Annotated in this window: 20 protein-coding genes; 1 reads left to right on the forward strand and 19 read right to left on the reverse strand. The window is 58.0% G+C overall.

Annotated elements, in window-relative coordinates; all coding sequences use genetic code 11:
- The gene (locus WG622_RS13815) at nucleotides 1-942 is read left to right on the forward strand and encodes a sugar kinase (protein ID WP_339404151.1); all 942 of its coding nucleotides are present in this window, start codon (nucleotides 1-3) and stop codon (nucleotides 940-942) included.
- Here the strand turns inward: WG622_RS13815 and WG622_RS13820 are convergent, their stop codons facing one another.
- The 19 genes from WG622_RS13820 to ccoO form a co-directional block, all read right to left on the reverse strand.
- Nucleotides 943-1,953: a LacI family DNA-binding transcriptional regulator gene (locus tag WG622_RS13820; RefSeq protein WP_339404152.1), complete on the reverse strand. Its 1,011-nt coding sequence runs from the start codon at nucleotides 1,951-1,953 to the stop codon at nucleotides 943-945. It lies immediately after the preceding gene.
- Nucleotides 1,954-1,998: 45 nt separating this feature from the next.
- Nucleotides 1,999-2,322 (reverse strand): Dabb family protein, encoded by a 324-nt coding sequence (locus WG622_RS13825; RefSeq protein ID WP_339404153.1) that lies wholly within the window; start codon nucleotides 2,320-2,322, stop codon nucleotides 1,999-2,001.
- Nucleotides 2,319-3,914, reverse strand: a complete 1,596-nt coding sequence (locus WG622_RS13830) for a GMC family oxidoreductase (RefSeq protein ID WP_339404154.1) — start codon at nucleotides 3,912-3,914, stop codon at nucleotides 2,319-2,321. The genes WG622_RS13825 and WG622_RS13830 overlap by 4 nt, the downstream gene beginning before the upstream one ends.
- A 22-nt stretch (nucleotides 3,915-3,936) precedes the next feature.
- Nucleotides 3,937-5,424 carry an FAD-dependent oxidoreductase gene (locus WG622_RS13835; protein WP_339404155.1) on the reverse strand — a complete coding sequence of 496 codons (1,488 nt, stop codon included), beginning with the start codon at nucleotides 5,422-5,424 and terminating at the stop codon, nucleotides 3,937-3,939.
- Nucleotides 5,421-6,533, reverse strand: a complete 1,113-nt coding sequence (locus WG622_RS13840) for an ABC transporter ATP-binding protein (RefSeq protein ID WP_339404156.1) — start codon at nucleotides 6,531-6,533, stop codon at nucleotides 5,421-5,423. The genes WG622_RS13835 and WG622_RS13840 overlap by 4 nt, the downstream gene beginning before the upstream one ends.
- Nucleotides 6,534-6,537: 4 nt before the next feature.
- A complete protein-coding gene (locus WG622_RS13845; protein ID WP_209357010.1) occupies nucleotides 6,538-7,416 on the reverse strand; it encodes a carbohydrate ABC transporter permease in 879 nt (292 codons plus the stop codon).
- The gene (locus tag WG622_RS13850; RefSeq protein WP_339404157.1) at nucleotides 7,416-8,309 is read right to left on the reverse strand and encodes a carbohydrate ABC transporter permease; all 894 of its coding nucleotides are present in this window, start codon (nucleotides 8,307-8,309) and stop codon (nucleotides 7,416-7,418) included. Before WG622_RS13850 ends, WG622_RS13845 begins: the two co-directional genes overlap by 1 nt.
- 82 nt (nucleotides 8,310-8,391) lie before the next feature.
- A complete protein-coding gene (locus WG622_RS13855) occupies nucleotides 8,392-9,642 on the reverse strand; it encodes an ABC transporter substrate-binding protein (protein WP_209357008.1) in 1,251 nt (416 codons plus the stop codon).
- 49 nt (nucleotides 9,643-9,691) lie between these two features.
- Entirely contained in the window at nucleotides 9,692-11,218 is a 1,527-nt protein-coding gene (locus WG622_RS13860; RefSeq protein WP_339404158.1) for an aldehyde dehydrogenase family protein, read from the reverse strand.
- A gap of 3 nt (nucleotides 11,219-11,221) precedes the next feature.
- Nucleotides 11,222-11,989 carry an enoyl-CoA hydratase/isomerase family protein gene (locus tag WG622_RS13865; protein WP_339404159.1) on the reverse strand — a complete coding sequence of 256 codons (768 nt, stop codon included), beginning with the start codon at nucleotides 11,987-11,989 and terminating at the stop codon, nucleotides 11,222-11,224.
- A complete protein-coding gene (locus WG622_RS13870; RefSeq protein WP_339404160.1) occupies nucleotides 11,986-13,557 on the reverse strand; it encodes an acyl CoA:acetate/3-ketoacid CoA transferase in 1,572 nt (523 codons plus the stop codon). Before WG622_RS13870 ends, WG622_RS13865 begins: the two co-directional genes overlap by 4 nt.
- The gene (locus WG622_RS13875; RefSeq protein ID WP_339404161.1) at nucleotides 13,554-14,558 is read right to left on the reverse strand and encodes a Gfo/Idh/MocA family protein; all 1,005 of its coding nucleotides are present in this window, start codon (nucleotides 14,556-14,558) and stop codon (nucleotides 13,554-13,556) included. The genes WG622_RS13870 and WG622_RS13875 overlap by 4 nt, the downstream gene beginning before the upstream one ends.
- Nucleotides 14,559-14,862: 304 nt before the next feature.
- Nucleotides 14,863-15,000, reverse strand: a complete 138-nt coding sequence (gene ccoS, locus WG622_RS13880) for a cbb3-type cytochrome oxidase assembly protein CcoS (protein ID WP_209357003.1) — start codon at nucleotides 14,998-15,000, stop codon at nucleotides 14,863-14,865.
- Nucleotides 14,997-17,129 (reverse strand): heavy metal translocating P-type ATPase, encoded by a 2,133-nt coding sequence (locus WG622_RS13885; RefSeq protein ID WP_339404162.1) that lies wholly within the window; start codon nucleotides 17,127-17,129, stop codon nucleotides 14,997-14,999. The genes ccoS and WG622_RS13885 overlap by 4 nt, the downstream gene beginning before the upstream one ends.
- Nucleotides 17,126-17,587, reverse strand: a complete 462-nt coding sequence (locus tag WG622_RS13890; protein ID WP_339404163.1) for a FixH family protein — start codon at nucleotides 17,585-17,587, stop codon at nucleotides 17,126-17,128. Before WG622_RS13890 ends, WG622_RS13885 begins: the two co-directional genes overlap by 4 nt.
- The gene (gene ccoG / locus WG622_RS13895; protein ID WP_339404164.1) at nucleotides 17,584-18,993 is read right to left on the reverse strand and encodes a cytochrome c oxidase accessory protein CcoG; all 1,410 of its coding nucleotides are present in this window, start codon (nucleotides 18,991-18,993) and stop codon (nucleotides 17,584-17,586) included. Before ccoG ends, WG622_RS13890 begins: the two co-directional genes overlap by 4 nt.
- Before the next feature lie 101 nt (nucleotides 18,994-19,094).
- Nucleotides 19,095-19,946: a cytochrome-c oxidase, cbb3-type subunit III gene (gene ccoP / locus WG622_RS13900; RefSeq protein WP_339404165.1), complete on the reverse strand. Its 852-nt coding sequence runs from the start codon at nucleotides 19,944-19,946 to the stop codon at nucleotides 19,095-19,097.
- A complete protein-coding gene (locus tag WG622_RS13905; RefSeq protein WP_339404166.1) occupies nucleotides 19,939-20,163 on the reverse strand; it encodes a cbb3-type cytochrome c oxidase subunit 3 in 225 nt (74 codons plus the stop codon). The genes ccoP and WG622_RS13905 overlap by 8 nt, the downstream gene beginning before the upstream one ends.
- Before the next feature lie 10 nt (nucleotides 20,164-20,173).
- On the reverse strand, nucleotides 20,174-20,899 hold the full coding sequence (gene ccoO / locus WG622_RS13910) for a cytochrome-c oxidase, cbb3-type subunit II (RefSeq protein WP_339404167.1): 726 nt from the start codon (nucleotides 20,897-20,899) through the stop codon (nucleotides 20,174-20,176).
- Nucleotides 20,900-20,906 lie beyond the last annotated feature (7 nt).

Below are 20,906 nucleotides of genomic sequence, written 5' to 3' on the forward strand. Positions count from 1 at the left end.
ATGCAGTTTTCCGCGAACAAACGCGTCCTCGCGATCGGCGAAGCGATGGTCGAACTGGCCCCCGTCGGGGACGGCCTCTACAAACGCGGCTTCGCGGGGGACACGTTCAACACCGCTTGGCATATGGCGCAAATCTTGGGGCAGGGCGCTTCTGTGGGCTATGTGACCACAGTGGGTCAGGATGCGGTGTCTGATGCCTTTTGCGCAGAGCTTGAGGCCGATGGGCTGAAAACCACGGGCATTGCACGAGACGCAGATCGGACGATGGGGCTCTACCTGATCGAATTGGACGGCGCAGAACGGAGTTTTCAGTATTGGCGCGCGCAATCTGCGGCGCGGATGTTGGCCGAGGATGTTGATGCGCTGACGCTTCAGATTGCAGATGCGGGTCTGATCCATTTGTCGGGAATTACGGTCGCGATCCTTGCACCGTCCGCGCGCGAAAACCTGCTGGTGGCCCTCAAAGCCGCGCGGGCAAATGGCGCCTTGGTGTCCTTTGACCCGAACGTGCGTCCAAAACTGTGGGACTCTCTGGATGAGGTGCGCGCCACTTTGCCGGGGTTCCTATCTGAGGCAGACATCGCCTTGCCGAGTTTTGATGATGAAACCCTCTGTTGGGGCGACGCGACCCCAACCAACACCCTTGCGCGATACGAAGGGCTGGGCGTTTCGGAGGTTATCGTTAAGAACGGCGAGGGCGATGTTCACGTTCTCAGTGCCAGAAAGCGGCTGACTTTCGACACAGGTCCTGTGACTGAGGTGAAAGACACCTCTGGCGCAGGGGATGCCTTCAACGCTGGATATCTGGCGGGTCGGATCAAAGGGCTCAGCGTCGAGGCCTCGGTGCGCAAAGGACAAGCCTTGGCCGGAGATGTCATCGGCCATTTCGGTGCGCGACTTCCGAAAGAGGCCGCAAAAGCCCACGCACATTATGCAGGCTAACTAGCGCGATCCGCCGCTGGATTGCCGCACAAACAATTCAACAGGTTTGCGCGTTTCGGCTTCGGGGACTTGCCCGCTTTCCAGCCAGCTCAGCACGGTTTCCGCCGTTTGCGCGCCAATCGAGGCGATGTCATAGCCGACGGATGACAGCGAAGGATACGTCTCTGCCGCGTCCTCGATGTTATCAAAGCCCACGATGATCACGTCCTTGCCCACGCATCGCCCGATCTCGTTGCAGCCGCTGGACAGGCCCAAGGCGACAAGATCGTTAAAACAGACCACGCCGTCCACATCAGGGTGATCCTGCGCCAACCTATGCGCCACATCACGGCCGAATTTCCGAGAGGACTCGCCGTTCAGGATAATTGGCTCTTTGCCCGAGGCATTCATGACGCTCAGATATCCGGACATGCGTTCTTCGGTCACGGAACGTCCCTCAAGCCCACCCACAAACGCGATGTTCTGAGCGCCTTGTGCAACCAAATGCTCTGTCGCCAGACGGCTGCCGGTCACATAATCCGGTGCGGTGAAGGGAAAGAGGTCGGTACGGCTGTCCACTCGACGCAGCATTTGCATCACAGGAATGCCCGCGCGGGCAATTGAGTCAAAAGTGTCCTGCGTGCTGCCATAGGCCGGGCAGATGATCAGGGCCGAGACCCCGTGTTCAATCATTGAACTGACGACCTGCGCCTGAAGCTCTGCGTCCTCATCTGTGTTCGCCAGTACCGTGGCATAGCTTTTCTCAGCCAGCGCCATCTGCAGAGAGGTGGCGAACTCGGTAAAGAACGGGTTGCGCAGATCGTTGATCACGAGGCCAATCAGCCCCGCGTTCGAGCTGCGCATATTTGCGGCCGAGCGGTTATAGACATATCCCAAATCCCGCATCGCAGAGCGCACGAGCTCGCGGGTTTCATCGCGAATGGTCGGGCTGTTGCGCAACACGAGGCTGACCGTGGACTTAGACACTCCGGCTTTCTTGGCGACATCTATGATTGTCGGCTTCCGGGTCATGGGTCTCTGCGGCCTCTCTTGCGTTAGGGCGTGGTTTGGGCGGTGTTACTCGGCTGCTTGGTCTATGGGAAGGTCAAATACCAATATTCCGTCGATCCCGCCGATGGCGTTGGCCACCAGCTTGCCGCCCAGAACCTTGTGATCCGGGTGATCCTGATAGGCCTGCAATGTGTCCCAATCGGTGAAATCTACAACGAAACCATGCATATAGCCGCGTTCGATCTGCTCGGGGCTTTCGCTGCGGCCTGCGGTGATCGACAGCACACCGGGCAGTTTGGCTTTGATGTCATGCAGTTCAGAAAAGATAGCGCTGATCTGCTCTTCTGTGACGTCCGGTTGGAATTTGACGAGAACAATATGGCGTATCATGCGGCCTCCATGCCGTGGTCGGCTTTGATCATATCGGAGGCTTTCTCGCCAATCATGATCGCAGCAGCGTTTGTGTTTGAGGAAATCACCGTCGGCATGATGGAATTGTCGACGATGCGCAGGCCGTCCAGGCCGTTGAATTTCAGGGATGGATCCACGACCGCCGCGTCATCAATGCCCATGCGGCAGGTGCCCGCGCAATGGTGCGAGGTCTTGGAGTGCTCGGAGATGAAGTTGAAATAGTCGTCGTCTGTTTTCACATCCGGCCCGGGCAGGCGTTCGGCCAGGATGTAGTCTTTGAGCGGCGACTGAGACAGGATCTCTTGGGTGAGTTTCAAACCCCGGATCGACATCTCGCGGTCCATGGGATCTTGCAGGTAGTTTGGGTCGATCAGGGGTGCCTTGGCGGGATCAGCGCTTTGCAGGCGCACCGTGCCACGAGACCGTGGACGCAGATAGCAGGAGTTCAGGGTCACGCCACCCTGCGGCATGGCCGCGACGCCGTGTTCGATGCCGGTGCCGAGCCCAAGGTGGAACTGGATGTCGGGGGAACGGGCGTCAGGATCTGCGTACCAGAACCCTCCGGTTTCAAAGAGAGATGACGCGACGGGACCCTTGCGTGCAATGATATACTGCAGGCCTGCCCATGCTGCCCAAAGCGGCTTGGCATAGCGGTCATAGCTGAAGGGACCTTTGAGCTCGCTGATGCAGTAAAGGTCGAGATGATCCTGAAGGTTCTCGCCAATCTGCGGCTTGTCATAGACCACGTCTATCCCAAGCGATTGCAAATAATCGGCCGGACCGATGCCAGAGAGCTGCAAGAGCCGAGGCGATCCGATAGCACCACCGGACATCAAGACTTCTGTGGTCGCGTGGATCTGTTCACCGTCGACCATCTCAACGCCGGTCACGCGGCCTTTTTCGACGATCAGGCGTTTGACTTGTGCCCCCAAACGCACGGTCAGGTTCTTACGATGGCGGTTTGGTGTCACATAGGCCATCGCCGCCGAAGACCGACGCGTGTTGCGCTGGGTCAGTTGATAATAGCAAACGCCATCCTGGGACTCTCCGTTGATGTCCATATTGCGCGGGATGCCGACTTCGGCCGCCGCGTCGAAATAAGCGTCACAGATCGGCAGCGGTGCCGACGGTTGGCTGACTCCCAAAGGACCGCCTTGGCCGTGATATTTGTTGTTATAGGTGTCGTTGTCCTCGGCCTTGCGGAAATAGGGCAGCACGTCTTCATAGCCCCACCCCTCGCAGCCCATTTGCCGCCAGTCGTCGTAGTCCTGCGCATTGCCTCGCGTGTAGATCTGCGCGTTGATCGCCGAACCTCCGCCGATCACTTTGGCCTGCGTATAGCGGAAGACTTTGTTTTGCATATGCTTTTGCGGCACCGTATCCCAGCCCCAAGACCCAATGCCTTTGGTCATTTTGGCGAAGCCTGCGGGCAGGTGGTACAAAGGATTGCGGTCGCTGCCGCCGGCCTCCAGCAACAACACCTGCGCATCGGGGTTTTCAGACAAGCGCCCGGCCAGAACAGAGCCCGCTGCTCCGCCTCCGATGATAATGAAATCATAGCCTTTGGTCATTTTTCGGGTCCTTCGGGCTTTGCTAGGCAGCAAAGCGGGTTTGTTTGATATGGTCGGCCGCGCGCAGGCTGAGGGCAGCAATAGTCAGCGCGGGGTTCACGGCGGCAGAGGTCGGCAAGACCGAAGCATCCGTGATGAAGAGGTTTTCGATGTCATGGCTTTGGCAGAACGTGTTGACGACGCTTTGGGCTGGATCATTGCCCATTCGAGCTGTGCCACATTGATGCGAGGGGGTGCGCCGATCAAAGGGCCGCGCAAGTACTATCGGATAGCCAGCCTTGCGCAGTTGCTGCTTGAGCTTTTCGACCAAGGCTTCATGCGCCTCCCAGTTCGAGCGTTTCCAATCCAGCTTGATCTGCCCCTCCGTCAGCGTCACGCGGCTGTCGGGGTTCGGCAGGTCCTCGGACATGGCGTAAAGATCGACCGACCTGTCCGCAATCCAGCGCGCCAGCGGTGCGGGCAGTGGGGAGTTGGCCCGCAGGATCTCGCCTGAAATTTTACCCAACAGTTGGATATTGCCCAAAGGTTCTCCGTTGGGGCCGCCTGTCAGGTAATAGTCATTCAGCATCAGGGTCTTTTGATAGATGGCCTCGTTGCGCCGAAACGGATGCAGCGCCAGAACGGCTGAACAATTGTGGTTCATAAAATTCCGCCCGACCTGATCAGACGTGTTCGCGAGCCCAAGCGGGGCGTTGTCGTTGGCCGACCGCAATAAGAGCGCGGCGGATTGCACGGCTCCGGCTGCGAGAACGATCAAGGGCGCGCTCAACGTTTCCCCAGTGGCCAGAGTGACGGATGAAATGCGTGTGCCGTCATAGTCCAAACGCGCGACGTCTGCGTTGGTTTGCAGCCGCACGTTCTCATGTTCCAGCGCTTGCGACAGGGCTGCGCGTTCGGCGTCCATTTTGCCGCCGGTTGTATCAGGGTAGGCATCCCAAGGCGTTTTGCCGCGCGCGAGCCAGGTCTCGATATCCACCCCCAAGGGCAATGACGAGGGCGACATGCCAATAGCGCTCGTGCGTCTGCGGAACTCTGCAATACCCGGTTCATCGGCCACAGGAGGATGGGGGTAGGGGGTTGCGTGATCGGGCTCTGTCGGGTCTTCGCCGATCTGGCCGCAGACCTGATAGAGCGTCTCGGCGCGACCATAGAATGGTTCCAATGTGTCATAAGAAAAAGGCCAGCCGGGCGTGGTTCCACCCATATGCGCAATCGGAGAAAAATCCTCGCGGCGATAGCGCAGGAACACTGCGCCAAAGAACTTAGAGTTCCCGCCGACGTAGTAGTAATTGCCCGGATTGAACGCGTTCCCCTTGCCGTCCAGCCACGTCTCATCGGGTCGATAATGCCCTTTGGCAAAGATCGACTGCGCATCCCGGTCGTGCATAGAAGGGCGCAGGTGATCGCCTTTCTCGAGCACAAGAATGCGCTTGCCGGTCTCGGCCAAAGCCGCCGCCATCGTGGCGCCGCCAATGCCCGAGCCGATGATTATGACGTCAGCGTCGCTCACCCTTCGATGCGCTTCTCGGTGGCGGGATCAAAGGCGACGGCCTTCTCCATGTTGACCGCAAAGCCGAACATCTCACCTGCCGACACAGGCACATCCGCGCGCAGACGCGAGATCACGTCTTTGCCGCCCAGATTGGTGGTGACAAAGGTGTCAGAGCCCGCGGGTTCCGTCACGATTATGCGGTTTTCCAAGGCCACCACATTGCTGGATTTACGATCCGCCCCATCAGGATCTGTGATCGCTTCGGGGCGGATCCCCAGGAGGATCTCTTTGCCATCCCATTCAGACATATTGTCCTGAGAGAACGGCAGAAGCGCTTCGCCCCCTTCAGACGTCACAAGCGACGCATGGGGGCGGCCGTCCTTCATGACGACCTTGGCGTTCATAATGTTCATCGCAGGCGAGCCCATGAAGGTCGCCACGAACAAGTTCGCGGGCGTGTCATAGATCTCTTTCGGGGTGCCAAGCTGCTGCACATAGCCTTCGTACATGACGGCGATACGGGTCGAGAGCGTCATCGCCTCGATCTGGTCGTGGGTCACGTAAACGATTGTGGTCTTTAGCTTTTCATGCAGCTTTTTGATCTCGGTCCGCATGTCGACGCGCAGTTTGGCGTCGAGGTTAGAGAGCGGCTCGTCAAAAAGGAACACATCCGGATCGCGCACAAGCGCCCGGCCCATCGCCACACGTTGACGTTGGCCGCCAGACAGTTGGCCCGGTTTGCGATCCAAGAGCTGTTCGATCTGCAAGAGCTTTGCCACGTCATTCATGGCTTTGTCGCGCTCCGGCTTTGGCACCCCGTGCATTTCCAGACCAAAGGTGATGTTTTGCCCGACGGTCATATTCGGGTAGAGCGCATAGCTTTGAAACACCATCGCGATATTACGGTTTGACGGGTGGACGCCGTTCACAACACGTCCGTTGATCCCGATCTCGCCCGAGGTGATGTCCTCAAGCCCTGCGATCATGTTCAACAGTGTGGATTTGCCACAGCCCGAGGGGCCGACGAGCACAAGGAACTCGCCCTCTTCGACGGCGATGTCGACCTTATGCAGGACTTCGACCGCGCCATAGGATTTGGTTACGTTGTTGATGTCGAGAAAGCCCATAGTCTTATCCTTTTACAGAGCCAGCCATCAGGCCGCGGACAAAGAAGCGTCCGGCCACGATGTAGACAAGAAGTGTCGGCAAGGCGGCGAGGATCGCGCCTGCGAAGTGAACGTTGTATTCTTTGACGCCCGTTGAGGACTGCACGAGGTTGTTCAAAGCGACCGTCATCGGTGCCCCGGACCCCGAGGCGAAGGACGCGCCAAAGAGGAAGTCGTTCCAGATGTTGGTGAACTGCCAGATCACACAGACCACGATGATTGGGCCAGATGACGGCAGCATGATGCGGCGGAAGATCTGAAAGAACCCGGCACCGTCGATTTGCGCTGCGCGGACCAGCTCGGTCGGGAAGGCTGCGTAGTAGTTGCGGAAGTAAAGCGTCGAGAAGCCGATGCCGTAAACTACGTGCACAAGGATCAGACCATAGGTCGAGCCGGACAGCCCAAGAATACCCAGGATCCGCGCCATTGGGATCAGAACGATCTGAAACGGGATGAAGCAGGAAAACAGCATCAGACCGAAAAGGATCGTATCCCCGCGGAACCGCCATTTGGTCAGGATATAGCCGTTCAGCGCCCCCAACACGGTCGAGATAAACACCGCCGGAACCACCATCTTAATCGAGTTCCAGAAGTAGGGACGCAGACCTGTTGGCTCGACACCCACCTGTGCCGAAGACCAGGCTGCGGCCCAGGGCTCCAGCGTAAAGACCTGGGGCAGCGCCATCATATTGCCGCCTGTGATCTCGCTCAGCGGTTTCACCGAGTTCACCAGCATGATGAAGAACGGCAAGAGGTAGAACAGCGAGGCCACCAGCAGGAAGACATAGATGAACGTCCGTGTAATACGCCCGGTGCGCACGGATTGAGATTGTGCAGCCGACATCACTTGTCCTCCTTCAGTTCAGCGTAGAGGTAAGGGATCATGATCGCCGCAATGGTCATCAGCATGATCACCGCCGAGGATGCCCCGATGCCCATTTGGTTGCGGGTAAACGTGTAGGAATACATGAAGGTCGCGGGCAATTCCGTCGCGCGGCCCGGGCCGCCTCCGGTCAGGGCGATTACAAGGTCATAGCTCTTGATCGCGAGGTGCGAGAGGATCACGAAGGCCGACAGAAACGCAGGTCGCAGCAGAGGGATCACGATCCGGCGATAGAGGTTCCAGTTGCTCGCGCCATCGATTTGCGCAGCTTTCATGATCTCGCTGTCGATGCCGCGCAGCCCTGCGAGGAACATCGCCATGACAAATCCGCTGGACTGCCAAACCGCTGCAATAACAACGGTATAGATCGCGAAGTCCCGGTCTTTGATCCAGTTGAACTCAAAGCTCTCCCAGCCCCAGAGGTGCATGGTGTGCTCAAGGCCGATACCGGGATCCAGAAACCACTTCCACGCGGTGCCGGTTACGATGAAACTTAGCGCCATTGGGTAGAGGTAGATCGGACGCAGGATGCCTTCGCCGCGGATCTTTTGGTCAAGGAAGATGGCCAGTGTCAGGCCCACAACCGTCGAAATCGAAATATAAAGCACCGCGTAGACGCCAAGGTTCTTCAGCGACGTCTCCCAGTGGCTCAGCCGCCAGAGTTTGGAATAGTTTTCCAAGCCAACCCACCCATAGCTCGGCAGAATGCGGCTGTCGGTGAAGGACAGGTAAACCGTGAACAGGATGAACCCGTAAACAAAGAGGAGCACGAGTGCCAAGGACGGGCTGAGCACGACCTTCGGAATCCAATGCTGGAGCTTGGTTTTGAAATCGACATCGCCAGCGCGGGCCATCGTTTCCTCCCAAATTTTCAGAGATTGAAGTAGTGGCTCTGGGGCGAGGCGTGCCGCCCCAGAGTGGTCTTTCAAACGTGGCTTATTGCGCCAGCTCGACCGCAGTCACCATTTCTTCGGCTGCGGTTTGTGCGTCATACTCACCGTTGAAGTGCGCGGTGATCACGTCGTACATCGCGTTCTTCACAGCTGCGCGGTTTGCGTGACCGTGCGCCATAGAGCCGACCAGAGTGTCAGACGCGGCTGCGGCTGCCAGTTCTGCCATGCCTTGCTTGCCGCAAGCGTCGAAGTCTGCGTCAGGCACGTCGGTCCGTGCTGGGACAGAGCCTTTGACCACGTTGAACGCGGACTGGAACACTGGGGACATGATGGATGCCGCCATCGCGCCTTGGGACGCTTGAGCATCGTCGCTGGCCACAGCAAACATAGCGAATTGGTCAGAGTTAAAGCTTACCGCACCTGCAGAACCAGGGACGCGGAAGCAGAGGAAGTCCTCACCAGGGGTTTTGCCTGCGTTCAGGAATTCACCCTTCGCCCAGTCACCCATGATCTGGAAGGCGGCGTCGCCGTTGATGACCATCGCGGATGCGAGGTTCCAGTCGCGACCAGAGAAGTTGTCGTCCACATTCGCGCGCAGGGTCGCCATGCGGTTGAAGGTCTCAACCATCATGTCAGAGCCAAGTGCTTCTGGATCCAGATCGATGAAGGCTTTCTTGTAGAACTCGACACCGCCAACAGACAGTGCAACACCATCAAACATGGTGGCTTCCTGCCAAGCCTGACCGCCGTGCGCCAGTGGGGTTTTGCCCGCGGCTTTCACAGTTGCCATCGCCGCCTCGAATTCAGCCCAAGTGGTTGGCTGCGCAATGCCCAGCTCGTCCAGAACGGCTTTGTTCGCCCAGACCCAGTTGGTGGAGTGCACGTTCACAGGTGCAGAGATCCACTTGCCGTCATGCTTTGCGAAAGCTTGCAGAGCCGCAGGTACAACCGCGTCCCAGCCTTCAGCTGCAGCGACGTCGTTCAGATCCGCGAGCGCGCCTTCTTCGGCCCAGTCGAGGATGTCAAAGCCCAGCATCTGAACCGCGGTTGGTGGGTCACCCGCGGTGACGCGTGCCCGTAGAACAGTCATGGCGCTTTCGCCACCACCACCAGCAACTGGCATGTCGTTCCAGCCGATGGATTGACCGGCGAGGTCTTCTTTCAGAACGTTCAGCGCTGCCGCTTCACCGCCCGAAGTCCACCAGTGCAGAACTTCCACGTCCGATGCGGACGCCATGGAAGTCGACGCAAGCAGAGCCGCCGCCATCATAGATTTCTTTCCAAAATAACGCATTATATCCTCCCTAGATTATTGCGTTTTCTCTTCATGATCCCTGTTCCTATCAGGGCATTTTCACCCAAGGCGCTCTGGTATCGCCAACGCGCATCACCAAAGATTTCACCTCGAGGAATTCGTCATAGCCGTACTGGCCAATTTCTCTCCCTTGTCCCGATTGCTTTACTCCACCAAAAGCTAGCTCGGGAAATCCATCCATCCATGTGTTTGTCCAAATCGTGCCCGCTTGCGCGCGGCGAGAGAACTCAAGACATGTATGAACGTTTTCGCTCCAGACCCCTGCAGATAGACCGTAGTCAGAGTCGTTTGTTAGCGCAATCACTTCGTCCATCGTTTTGAACGTTTGCACCACCAAGACCGGTCCAAAGACCTCTTCGCGAACGATCGCCATGTCCGGCGTGACGCCGCGCACGACTGTTGGTTGGTAAAACTGTGACCCAATTTCAGCGACTTGCAGCGATCCGCCGCCGATGCAGATTTCGGCACCGGCCTCTTTGGCATCGGAGACATAGGCGTCGATCTTGGCTTGATGCTCGGCGGTGACAATCGCGCCAACTTGTGTATCCGGGTTTAAAGGGTTGCCAAACGCCACGTGACGAGACATCTCGACCACGCGGTTGACGAAAGCGTCGGCGATGTCTTCGTGCACGATGATGCGGCTTGACGAATTGCAGCACTGGCCCACGTTGAAATATACGCCAAAGGTGACAGCATCCGCAGCACTTTCGAGGTTGGCGTCTGGGAAAATTACCTGTGGGTTCTTTCCACCAAGTTCCAGCGCGACTTTCTTCAGAGTGTCGCTTGCGGCCTTGCTAATGCGTTTGCCAACGGCGGTGGATCCAGTGAACGACACCATATCGACATCCGCATGTGTACTCATCAGGCTGCCGACCGGATCTCCATAGCCCAGCACGATGTTGCAGACGCCTTCGGGCAGACCTGCCTCGGTCAAAAACTCACCCAGCATGGCCGTGGTGGATGGTGTCATCTCGGACGGTTTCACAACACAGGTACAGCCCGCAGCCAAGGCAAAGGGTAGCTTTTGGCTGAGAATCCAGAATGGGAAATTCCAAGGCGTGATGATCGACACCACACCGATGGGCTCTTTGATGACCACACCCAGCATATCGTCACCAAGCGCGTTGTGGCTCTCGCCGTGGCTTGTGCGCGCGAGCGAGGCAGCATAGCGCCAAAGATCGGCAGCACCACCGCATTCGCCGCGCGCTTGGGAGATCGGTTTGCCGCTTTCCAGTGTCTCGATCAGGGCGAGGCGTTCTTCGTGCGCTTCGATTAGATCGGCGACTTTGTTAAGCACTGCGGCGCGGTCTTTGCCCGATAGGCGGCTCCACCGGCCATCATCAAAAGCCGCGCGCGCTGCACCGATTGCAGCTTCGGTTTCAATCACAGACCCCAAAGCCGCTTGGCTGACCAAAACGCCATGGGACGGGGACATCCGGTCTGAAACCTGACCGTCCGCGCTGTCCAGATAGGCCCCATTTATATAGTGGCGCGCCTGATAGGGCGTCTCTGGTAGAGCGATGGTTTGCTCGGTTATGATATTGAGATCTTTCATTCTTTACTTTCCAGAGAAGTCAGGCTTGCGTTTTTTTTGAAAGGCGGTGACGCCTTCTTGACGGTCTTCCGATGCGGCGATAGCGGCGCTGCCAAGCGCCTCGACCATGGCGCCGCGATCTTCGCCTTGCGCGGCGTGGATCATGGATTTTGAGATCTCGACCGCGCGCGGCGAGAGCGTCAGAGCGCGCTCTACGAGCGCTTCGGCCGCGGCGCGGGGATCTTCATCGACCGCCACAACAAAACCGACGGAAAGCGCGCGATCTGCTTTGATCCGGTGCCCAAAGAGTGCCATTTCCTTGACCATCGGTTCTGGCAGAAGGCGCATCAGACGCTGGGTGCCAGACCAACCCGGTACGATGCCAACACCGGCTTCGGGGAGGGCTAGAGAGGCTTTGGGGGCCATAACGCGGATGTCGCATGCCGCAGCCAACTCGAGGCCGCCGCCAAAAGCGTGGCCGTTCAGAACCGTGATTGTGGGTTTAGACAGACGTGCCAGACGATCAAAAATCCGATGCCCATCGCGCACCCAAAACCGCGCGAATTCTGTCGGGTTGAGGTCTCCCCAAGCGTTGATGTCTGCGCCGGTGCAAAAGGCCTTGTCGCCCTCGGCTGTCAGCATCACTGCACCAATCTCGGTGTCATGTTCGATGATGTCCAAATGCGCGGCCAGATCATCCAGCATCTGCACCGTAAAGGCATTCATCTTGGATGGGTTATCCAACCGAAGCTCGGCCACACGGCCCGATTTTATGAGGTGAACGCGGCTCATACGCCCCATCCCATCGGAGCCTCTGCCAAAAGCGACAGCGGCATGGGGGTCGCGTCCTCTGCGATGGACACACGGCCTCCTGAGGCGTCGACAATGTCCTTCTGCGGATCGATCCCGGGCATGATTTCGGTTGCCACCAGCCCGTTGTCTCCCAACCGCATGACGCAGCGCTCGGTGACATAAAGCACCTCTTGTCCCAGCTCGCGAGAGCGCTGGCCCGAGAAGGTCACATGTTCGACCTCTTCGACCATTTTCGAGAACTTGCCCGGCGCTGCGATCGAGATGCCGTCGTCGGTCAGTTCCACCTGCGCGCCTGCCTCAAACCAGCCAGAGAAGACGATCTTCTTGGCCCCGGACACAATGTCCACAAAACCACCGCAACCCGCTGTCAAATATGGCTTTTTGCCAAGTTTCGAGACGTTGACGTTGCCTTCGACGTCGACCTCAAGGAACGAGAGGAACGACACGTCAAACCCGCCACCCTGGAAATAGATGAACTGCTGCGGAGAGGGCACAAAAGCATCCGCATTGGACGCGCAGCCAAAGGCAAACCCGGTCAGAGGCATGCCGCCAACTGCACCCTGTTCGATGGCCCATGTCACCGCCTCTGGGTGACCCTCTTCGAGCAAGATCCGAGGCACCATTGCGCTGATCCCAAAGCCAAGGTTCGCGGTCATGCCAGGCTCAAGCTCCATCGCCGCGCGGCGGGCGATGACTTTCTCAACGCTGTGCTCCGCGAGGGAAAAACTGTCCCAAGGCCGCATGATCTGGCCGGAAATTGCGGGGTCGTATTGGGTTTCGCAGGTCTGTTTCTGGTTCGCATCAATTACGATGCAATCCACCAGATGACCCGGCACACGCACGTCATGCGGCCTGAGCGACCCGCGTTTGGTCACGCGGCTGACCTGCGCGATCACAAGGCCTCCGTGGTTTTTCACGCAGATGGCTTGCTCCAAAGCGCCCAGATAAGCGCCTTCGTTTTCATAGGTGAGGTTGCCGAATTCATCGGCCGTGGTGGCGCGGATGATGGCCACATTTGGCACGACGTTTGGGAAGTGCAGCCAGGTGTCGCCGCCAAACTCCACTCGCGAAACGATCGGCGTTTCCGCGGCCTTGTCGTTCATCGCACAGCCCTGGCGTTTGGGGTCGACGAAGGTCTCCATCCCGACCTTGGTCAAAACGCCGGGGCGATTGGCCGCTGCCTCGCGTGTCATGTCAAACAAGACGCCAGAGGGCACGTTGTAGGCGGCCACGCGGTTCTCGACGATCATTTTCCAGATCTCGGGCATGGGCTTGAACGAGGGGCCCGACGGATAAGAGCCGCCCAAAATACGCGACAGAAGCCCGTCTTTGGCGATGTAGTCAACGCCCAGAACACCATACATATCACCTGCGGCAATCGGGTGGATGGTCGTCAGATTGCGCGGATGGCTTTCGGCGTCAAAACGCGCACCGATGGCCTTAAGCACGAAATCAGGGCAGCCCAGTGCCGAAGAGGAAGACACTGTGACGACCGCATCATCGGCAATCCGCGCAACCGCGTCAGAGGCGCTGACGACTTTTTTCATTGGGGCTCTCCGTAGTTCAAATGTTGGCGCTGGCCCGTGGCTGCCGCCTCGCGGACTGCCAAGGCAACGGCCAGAGATTTGTAGCCATCTTCACCGGTTGCGCCCTGATGGGGCTGGCCATTCACGGCCGCGGCGAATTCTGCGAGGACCTGTTCGTATAGGTCGTGGCGCGGGAAAGAGATGTCCTCGTCGCCATCGGCCGTCACAAGCGTCACTTCGCCAGCAGGCGTTTGGGCGATGACGCCTTTGCCATAGATCGCGCCTTTGCTGCCGTGAATTTCGACGCCAGTTTTGCCGAATGGGTGGCCAAAGCTCACGTGGCTTAGGACTTGAATGCCCGAGGCCATGGTCATGATCGCCATGGCAGAATCCTCAACTCCCTGTCCCATGCCCGCGGATGCAGCTTCCGCGATCACCGAAACCGGGTCTTCTCCAAGGTGATAGCGGATAGTGTCTGTGTCATGCACGGTCATGTCGAGGACCACACCGCCGCCCGCGCCAGGATTGTCCAGACGCCAACCGCGCAGATGTTCAGGTAGGCTGACCGCGTGAGAAACCTTTACGGACAGAACCTCTCCGATCCTGCCGTCGGCGATCAGCTGGCGGATCGCGCGATGGCTGCCTGCGCAGCGCAGGTGGTGATTGGTCGCAAAGTGGACGCCTGCTGCCTTGGCCGCGTCGATCATCTCGCGGGCCTCGCCCAGCGACATGGCCAGTGGCTTTTCGCAGAGTACATGTTTACCCGCAGCAATGGCCGCAAGCGCCTGTGCGTGGTGTTTTTCATTTGTCGAAGAGATGTAGACCGCATCAACCGAAGGGTCGGCGAGGGCCTGTGCCAAGTCTGTGGTGGTATTCGCGATGTTTTCGTCGGCAGCGAATTGCTTTGCATGTCCGGCAGAACCACTGACAACCCAAGTCGCCTCTGAGCCCTCAAAAGAGCGGATCGCTGGTATGAGATATTGCCGCGCAATAGTGCTTGCGCCGATCAACGCCCAGTTCATAGCTCCCCCCTTCGAAACTCAGATGCACACAACGTTGGAACGTTCCAAAAGAAGTTTTAGTGGAACGTTCCATAAAACGTCAACCATTTCTTTATTTGTAAAGCGGAAATGTATTTAAGATTCTGATAAATAACATGAATTTTAGTGATTAAGTGCGAGGGCATCAAACGAGCTCGTCTCAACCTTCGAACATATGATTCTAGGTCCCACGCAATGGGGGGCACTAGACCTTACGGCCGTACAGAGACTCGTCTGTGATTTTCACTCAGGCATTTATGTGACTGCAAAACGAGGTTTCGCAGTCCTACCCGTCCAAAAGCACTCGCGCGGCTTCGCCTTCGGGGTCGTCATATTGATTTGACTTCAATGTCCACACAAAAGCGACCAAGCCAGCGCCGCCTAGAAGAAGAGAAACGGGAATTAAGATCGCAAGGACATTCATTTTTGCACTCCTACGCGGGCGGCGTTGAAAATCACGGTGATGGACGAAAAAGACATCGCAAGCGCGGCCATCAGAGGGGTCGCATACCCAGCGACTGCGATGGGGATTGCAATGGCGTTATAGAGCGCCGCGATTGCAAAGTTTTGTTTGGACAAGCGTACGGCCATGCGGGCAGTTCTAAAGAGTTGCGGTAGTTTTTCTAAACTGCCCCTCAACAGCACCACATCAGATGCAGAGCGCGCGGCATCAAGTGCAGTTCCCGGCGCAACAGACGCATGAGCACTGGCCAACGCTACCGTGTCGTTCAAACCATCACCCACCATGCAGGACAAATGCCCCTGGCCGGAGCTTTCAGAGATCAACATGCTCTTCTCTTCTGGCGAAACTTGCGCGTGCCAGTCCTCGATGCCCAAACGATCTGCAACGGAGCGTGTTTTCAAAGGGGTATCGCCAGACAAAACGACTGACGGCAAACCCAGTGCGTGCGTGCCATCAACAGCTTCAATGGCTCCCTCTGTCAGGCTTTCGCTGTAGGGAAGGGATCTGCTGGCTTCTCCAATTTTCAAAATCAGCCCACTACCTGACTGCGACAGCCAAGAGGCGCGGCCAAGGGCAACGGGGCGCCCGCGGAATTTGGCTCGCACGCCCGCACCTTTGATCTCTTCGAGGTCTGTCAATTCGGCTGGGGTGATGTCCCCAAGGAAATTGCTGAGAGCCTTGGACAAAGGATGCGACGACGCCTGAGACAGGGCTTTCGTGACGCTGAGTTCTTCGCGAGTGAAACGCGTCAGATCCAGATCAAACCCCGGTTTGGTCAGCGTGCCGGTTTTGTCAAAAACGATGCTGTCGACCTCTGCGAGCCGCTCAAGCGCTGTGCCGGATTTCACCAGGAAACCCAGCCGATACAAGCGGCTGATGGCCGCCGTAGAGACCGCAGGCACGGCCAGTCCCAGAGCACAGGGGCAGGTGATAATCAGAACCGCTATCGAGACATTCAACGCGTGGCGAATGTCACCTGACGCGATGACCCAGCCTGCAAATGTGAGCGCGGCCAAAAGGTGCACCCCCGGCGCATAGATGCGCGCGGCGCGGTCGGCCAAAGACGTATAGCGATTGCGCGCGTTTTCTGCGGTTTCGATCAGCTGGGTGATCTGGTGCAGACGTGTGTTTGTGCCCGACGCATCAACGCAGAGCTCAAATGGCGCGCCGAGGTTAATCTCGCCCGCGTTCAGAGTGGCTCCGACATCATGCGCGATCGGATCACTCTCGCCCGTCAAAAAGGATCGGTCCGTATGCGCTGTGGCCGTCAACAGCCGCCCGTCTGCGGGAACACGCGCGCCTGTTGTGACCAAGATTGTGTCGCCCTCGCGCAGATCGGCGATGGGTACGACCTCGGATATGCCATTCTTCATGCGCTGTGCGGTGTGTTCTTCGAGCGCCGAGAGTTCCTTGGCGGCAGAATGCGCAGCAGACCGCGTACGCTGTTCGAGATACCGTCCAATCAGAAGGAAGAAGGTCAGCGAAAGTGCTGCGTCAAAATAGGCGTGATGGCCGCCGTGCAGGCTCTCGTACAAGGACATTCCGCTCGCAAGCAGGATCGCGAGAGATATCGGGACGTCCATGTTCAGGCGACCGACCTTCAGTGCGCGCCAAGCGTTCTGAAAGAAGGGTTGTGCCGAAAAAAGAACCGCGGGCAAGGCAATCCCTGCAGAGATAAGGTGGAACAGATCCCGCGTTGCGCCACTCGCGCCGGACCAAACGGCGACGGAAAGCAGCATGACGTTCATCATGGCAAAGCCTGCAACGCCCATGCGCATCAACAGGTCTTGGCCACTTGAGTCGCCTCGGCTCCCAAGGGCGGCTGCGTTTAGGGGAAAGGCCTCATAGCCGATCTGCTCGAGTGATTTTGCAATTTCCGCAGGCGGGAGGTCCGTGTCGACGGCAACCCGCTTTTGCGACAGGTTCACCCGCGCGGACTGAATACCCGGAACTTGCGCGAGATGAGATTCAATGGCCCCGATGCAAGCGGCGCAGCGCACAGAGGGCACCGAAAGCTGAACCGCGGCTTTTGGTAAAGCGACCTCAATGGCCGCAGGCGCTGCAACGCAAGCAGGGCAGGCGGCTGTCATGACTTCGCCTCGTCTGGAGCATCGACAATGATCCGTTGTTGGAACTTGGTTCCATCCATGGACCGAGCCGTAATCCGCAAGTTCCAATTGCCAGAGCCCGCTTCGATCGGTGCGATAAAGACCTCGCCGTCAAAGTTGAAAACGGGGGTTTGGTCCATCGCAACCGATGTCGCCCGCCCAAAGGTTGCTGTTTCAATGATCGGCGAGACGGCCACGCCGTTTTCTTGAAAGGACAGCTTCAATTGCCCCTCGGCGATCCATGCCGAAACATCCCAGCCCAGCGCCTCTTGTGCACTTCTGTTCGCGTCAAAGCTTTGGCTTGCGACGTAAGAATTTTTCACCTCTAGCCCCGGAAACGTGCGCACGGCACTGACGGCCAATGCTGCGTTTACAGCGATGATTGTGCCAAAGCCCAACCCAAAGAATGTCGCGACATGCCAGCCTTTTAGTTCCTTCATGATCCGCTCCCATTGAAAATCGTGTTCTTATATGCGCGCTCGCCATTGGCCAGATCATCGACCCAGAACCGCAACGGCGTTTCGGCCGCCTGCGCGGAGACGCTGCCCACTGGTGCGGTGACATAAACGCGGAGTTTAAGCGTCTCGTTTGCTGCCACGGGGACGGCGCTATATGGGCTCCCCTCAAGCCCCAAGACCCACATAGCGTCGCCATTCACATGAATACCAAACATGCGTTCGGCCCCATGTTTATTGCGCAAGCGCAATTCGTATGCGTTTCGGATAGACCCATCAGACAGGGTCACAAATGTCGGGTTGCGCACGGGGGCAACCGTCATTTCGATCTCGGGCCGCATAAAGAGGGCATAGACCATGGCAAAGCCGACCAAAGACCAGATTGCCGTGTAAAGCACCGTGCGACGGCGCAAGACATGGTGCCAAAGGGGCCTTGGCTTCTCGCCCGCCTCTTCGCGCGGTGCGTCAGACAGCGCGAGATAGTCGATCAAGCCACGATCGCGCCCGAGTTTGTCCATCACGTCGTCGCAGGCATCGATGCAAAGCGCGCAGGTGATGCACTCCATTTGCTGCCCGTCGCGGATGTCGATGCCCATAGGGCACACGTTCACGCAGGCCATGCAATCCACACAGTCGCCTGCGTTCGCATCGCGCGCTTTGCCGCGTGGTTCTCCGCGCCAGTCGCGATAGCCAACTGTCAGCGTGTCGTTGTCCATCATCGCACCCTGAATGCGCGGCCAGGGACACATGTAGATACAGACCTGCTCGCGCATGAAACCACCGAACACGAAGGTCGTCGCAGTCAAAATTGCGATGGTGGCATAGGCAACGGGCGCGGCCTCTAGATTAATCAAATCCCTAAAGAGCGTCGGCGCATCGGCAAAGTAAAACACCCAAGCACCACCGGTGCCCAAGCCGATCAGGGCCCAAACGGTCCATTTCGTCAGGCGCAAACGCGTTTTGCGGACAGACCAACCCGCGTGGTGCAGTTTGACGCGCGCATTGCGGTCGCCCTCGATCCAGCGTTCCACAAGAATGAAAAGATCGGTCCAGACGGTCTGAGGGCAGGTATAGCCGCACCAAACCCGTCCCAATGCCGATGTAAATAGAAACAGGCCGAGGCCTGCCATGATCAAAAGACCCGCGACAAAGTAAAACTCATGCGGCCAGATCTCGATCCAGAAGAAATAGAAACGACGCCCTGCGAGGTCCACGAGCACTGCCTGATCTGGCAGGTTTGGACCACGGTCCCAGCGGATCCAGGGCGTCAGGTAATAAATGCCCAGAGTGACCACCATGATCACCCATTTGAGGTTCCGGAACCGACCCGACACCCGTCTGGGGAAAATCGGCTCGCGTGCGGCGTAAAGAGAGGTACTCGACTCAGGCATTTTTTTGACCAGTTGTGACAACTATGGCCTTCATGATGCATGTGCCTCAGCGCAACCTTGATCCAGATCAAGAAGCGCTGAGGCGATGGTTTTTAAAGCGTTTATTCGCCGCCACCCAAGGCATGCACATAGGTTGCCACGGCGCGGACGTCTTCCTCGCTCAGGCGCTGGCCCCAAGCGGGCATGACACCAAAGCGGGAATAGGTGATTGTTTCAACCAAGGTCTCTTGGTCGCCACCATAGAGCCAGAGAGCATCTGCGAGGTTGGGCGCCCCCAGCTCGCGATCACCTGTGCCCAGATCGCCGTGGCATGAGGCGCAGTTGTCTGTAAACAGGACGCCTGCCTCGCTTTCCCAATCCGCTTGGGGCAGGGTGGGAATAAAGGCCGCAATCGCCGCGATCTGCTCTGCTTCGAGGATGTCTTTAAAGGCTGGCATTTCCGAATAGCGCGCGTCGTCGTCGGTCTGGTTCCGAATACCGTGGCGGATCGAGTAGGCGACGTCCTCTAGGGAACCGCCCCAAAGCCAGTCGTTGTCCAGCAGGTTCGGATAGCCTTCGCCACCCGCAGCACCGGCCCCGTGGCACTGGCTGCATTGCGCCCGAAAGACCGCGCCACCCCGCGCCGCCGCATAGCGGTGCAGATCCGACTGTGGATCGAAATCATCCATGTCTTGAGCGAGCAAGGCCGTGACCAGTTCTGCGTTGGCGGCCGCGTGTGCTGTGATATCGGCGGCGACTTCTCCGCGTGTTGAATATCCGAGCAAGCCTTTGGTGGCGCCGGAAATCATCGGCCAGGCAGGATAGGCGATTGTATAGCCAATGCCCCAGATGATCAGCAGATAGAAGCTGATCAGCCACCAGCGTGGCATCGGGTTATTCAGCTCTTCGATGCCGTCAAAGTCATGGCCCATGGTCTCGCGACCGGTCAGTTCATCAATACGTGGTTCAACCATTGTGCGGACCCTCTAAGAAATCTGTTTTACAGGCACAGGCAGCGCAGTTTTTGGCGCAGCCCGGGGCGTCGTCGCGCAACGGAATTCCAGCGGCGTCTTCGCGTGCCCCGCGCAGCGTCGGCCAAAATGCGAAAGCGCAGGCCCCCAGAAAGAACGTGAACATTGCGATCAGGAACCAACTGTCTGCGAAGGCTCTGAGGAAGCTGTAAGTTTCCATCGTTTTCCTCCTACCGGCTCGCGTCTGGAACAAAGGTCGAGAAGTCGACCAACGTGCCAAGCATCTGCATGTAAGCGATCAGAGCATCCATTTCGGTTAGCTCTGGTTGCCCGTCAAAATTGCCGATGGCGGCGCCGGGATAGCGCTCGGCCATATCGTCCCAATCGCTGTCAGGATCGGCCTGCACGCGGAAATCAGCATAGGCGTTGGCGATCTGTTCGTCGGTGTAAGGCACGCCCACGAAACGGTGGGTCTCCATCAATTCGCCGATGTGATCGCCGTCCAGACGGGCCTCCATCAGGAAGCCATAGCTGGGCATGACGCTTTCGGGTACCACCGATTGCGGGTCGATCAGGTGGTCCAGATGCCATTCATCAGAATAGCGTCCACCCACCCGCGCCAGATCAGGCCCCGTGCGTTTAGACCCCCATTGATGCGGGTGGTCATACATGCTCTCAGCCGCCAAAGAATAGTGACCATAGCGCTCAACCTCATCCCGCATTGGGCGGATCATCTGGCTGTGGCAGGTGTAGCACCCTTCGCGGATATAGATATCCCGCCCCGCCAGCTCGAGAGGAGAGTAGGGGCGGACGCCCTCTACCTCTTCGATGGTGTTTTCCAGCCAGAACAGCGGCGCGATTTCCACGATCCCGCCGATCGTCACAACCGACAGCGAGAAGGCCAGCAGAAGTGTCGGGCTGCGTTCAAGGATGACGTGTTTGTCGATCAAAGCCATCTTTGGA

Origin of the sequence: Cognatishimia coralii (genome assembly GCF_037478305.1) — a bacterium.
Taxonomy (GTDB): domain Bacteria; phylum Pseudomonadota; class Alphaproteobacteria; order Rhodobacterales; family Rhodobacteraceae; genus Cognatishimia; species Cognatishimia coralii.

Excerpts from the sequence above, each read along its gene's own strand:
- WG622_RS13865 (WP_339404159.1), bottom strand. The coding sequence starts at position 11,989 with ATGAGCCGCGTTCACCTCATAAAATCGGGCCGTGTGGCCGAGCTTCGG.
- WG622_RS13830 (WP_339404154.1), bottom strand. The coding sequence starts at position 3,914 with ATGACCAAAGGCTATGATTTCATTATCATCGGAGGCGGAGCAGCGGGC.
- WG622_RS13890 (WP_339404163.1), bottom strand. The coding sequence starts at position 17,587 with ATGAAGGAACTAAAAGGCTGGCATGTCGCGACATTCTTTGGGTTGGGC.
- WG622_RS13905 (WP_339404166.1), bottom strand. The coding sequence starts at position 20,163 with ATGGAAACTTACAGCTTCCTCAGAGCCTTCGCAGACAGTTGGTTCCTG.
- WG622_RS13850 (WP_339404157.1), bottom strand. The coding sequence starts at position 8,309 with ATGGCCCGCGCTGGCGATGTCGATTTCAAAACCAAGCTCCAGCATTGG.
- WG622_RS13875 (WP_339404161.1), bottom strand. The coding sequence starts at position 14,558 with ATGAACTGGGCGTTGATCGGCGCAAGCACTATTGCGCGGCAATATCTC.
- WG622_RS13855 (WP_209357008.1), bottom strand. The coding sequence starts at position 9,642 with ATGCGTTATTTTGGAAAGAAATCTATGATGGCGGCGGCTCTGCTTGCG.
- WG622_RS13870 (WP_339404160.1), bottom strand. The coding sequence starts at position 13,557 with ATGAAAAAAGTCGTCAGCGCCTCTGACGCGGTTGCGCGGATTGCCGAT.
- WG622_RS13845 (WP_209357010.1), bottom strand. The coding sequence starts at position 7,416 with ATGTCGGCTGCACAATCTCAATCCGTGCGCACCGGGCGTATTACACGG.
- WG622_RS13825 (WP_339404153.1), bottom strand. The coding sequence starts at position 2,322 with ATGATACGCCATATTGTTCTCGTCAAATTCCAACCGGACGTCACAGAA.
- ccoP (WP_339404165.1), bottom strand. The coding sequence starts at position 19,946 with ATGGTTGAACCACGTATTGATGAACTGACCGGTCGCGAGACCATGGGC.
- WG622_RS13885 (WP_339404162.1), bottom strand. The coding sequence starts at position 17,129 with ATGACAGCCGCCTGCCCTGCTTGCGTTGCAGCGCCTGCGGCCATTGAG.
- WG622_RS13840 (WP_339404156.1), bottom strand. The coding sequence starts at position 6,533 with ATGGGCTTTCTCGACATCAACAACGTAACCAAATCCTATGGCGCGGTC.
- WG622_RS13860 (WP_339404158.1), bottom strand. The coding sequence starts at position 11,218 with ATGAAAGATCTCAATATCATAACCGAGCAAACCATCGCTCTACCAGAG.
- WG622_RS13815 (WP_339404151.1), top strand. The coding sequence starts at position 1 with ATGCAGTTTTCCGCGAACAAACGCGTCCTCGCGATCGGCGAAGCGATG.
- ccoG (WP_339404164.1), bottom strand. The coding sequence starts at position 18,993 with ATGCCTGAGTCGAGTACCTCTCTTTACGCCGCACGCGAGCCGATTTTC.
- WG622_RS13820 (WP_339404152.1), bottom strand. The coding sequence starts at position 1,953 with ATGACCCGGAAGCCGACAATCATAGATGTCGCCAAGAAAGCCGGAGTG.
- ccoO (WP_339404167.1), bottom strand. The coding sequence starts at position 20,899 with ATGGCTTTGATCGACAAACACGTCATCCTTGAACGCAGCCCGACACTT.
- ccoS (WP_209357003.1), bottom strand. The coding sequence starts at position 15,000 with ATGAATGTCCTTGCGATCTTAATTCCCGTTTCTCTTCTTCTAGGCGGC.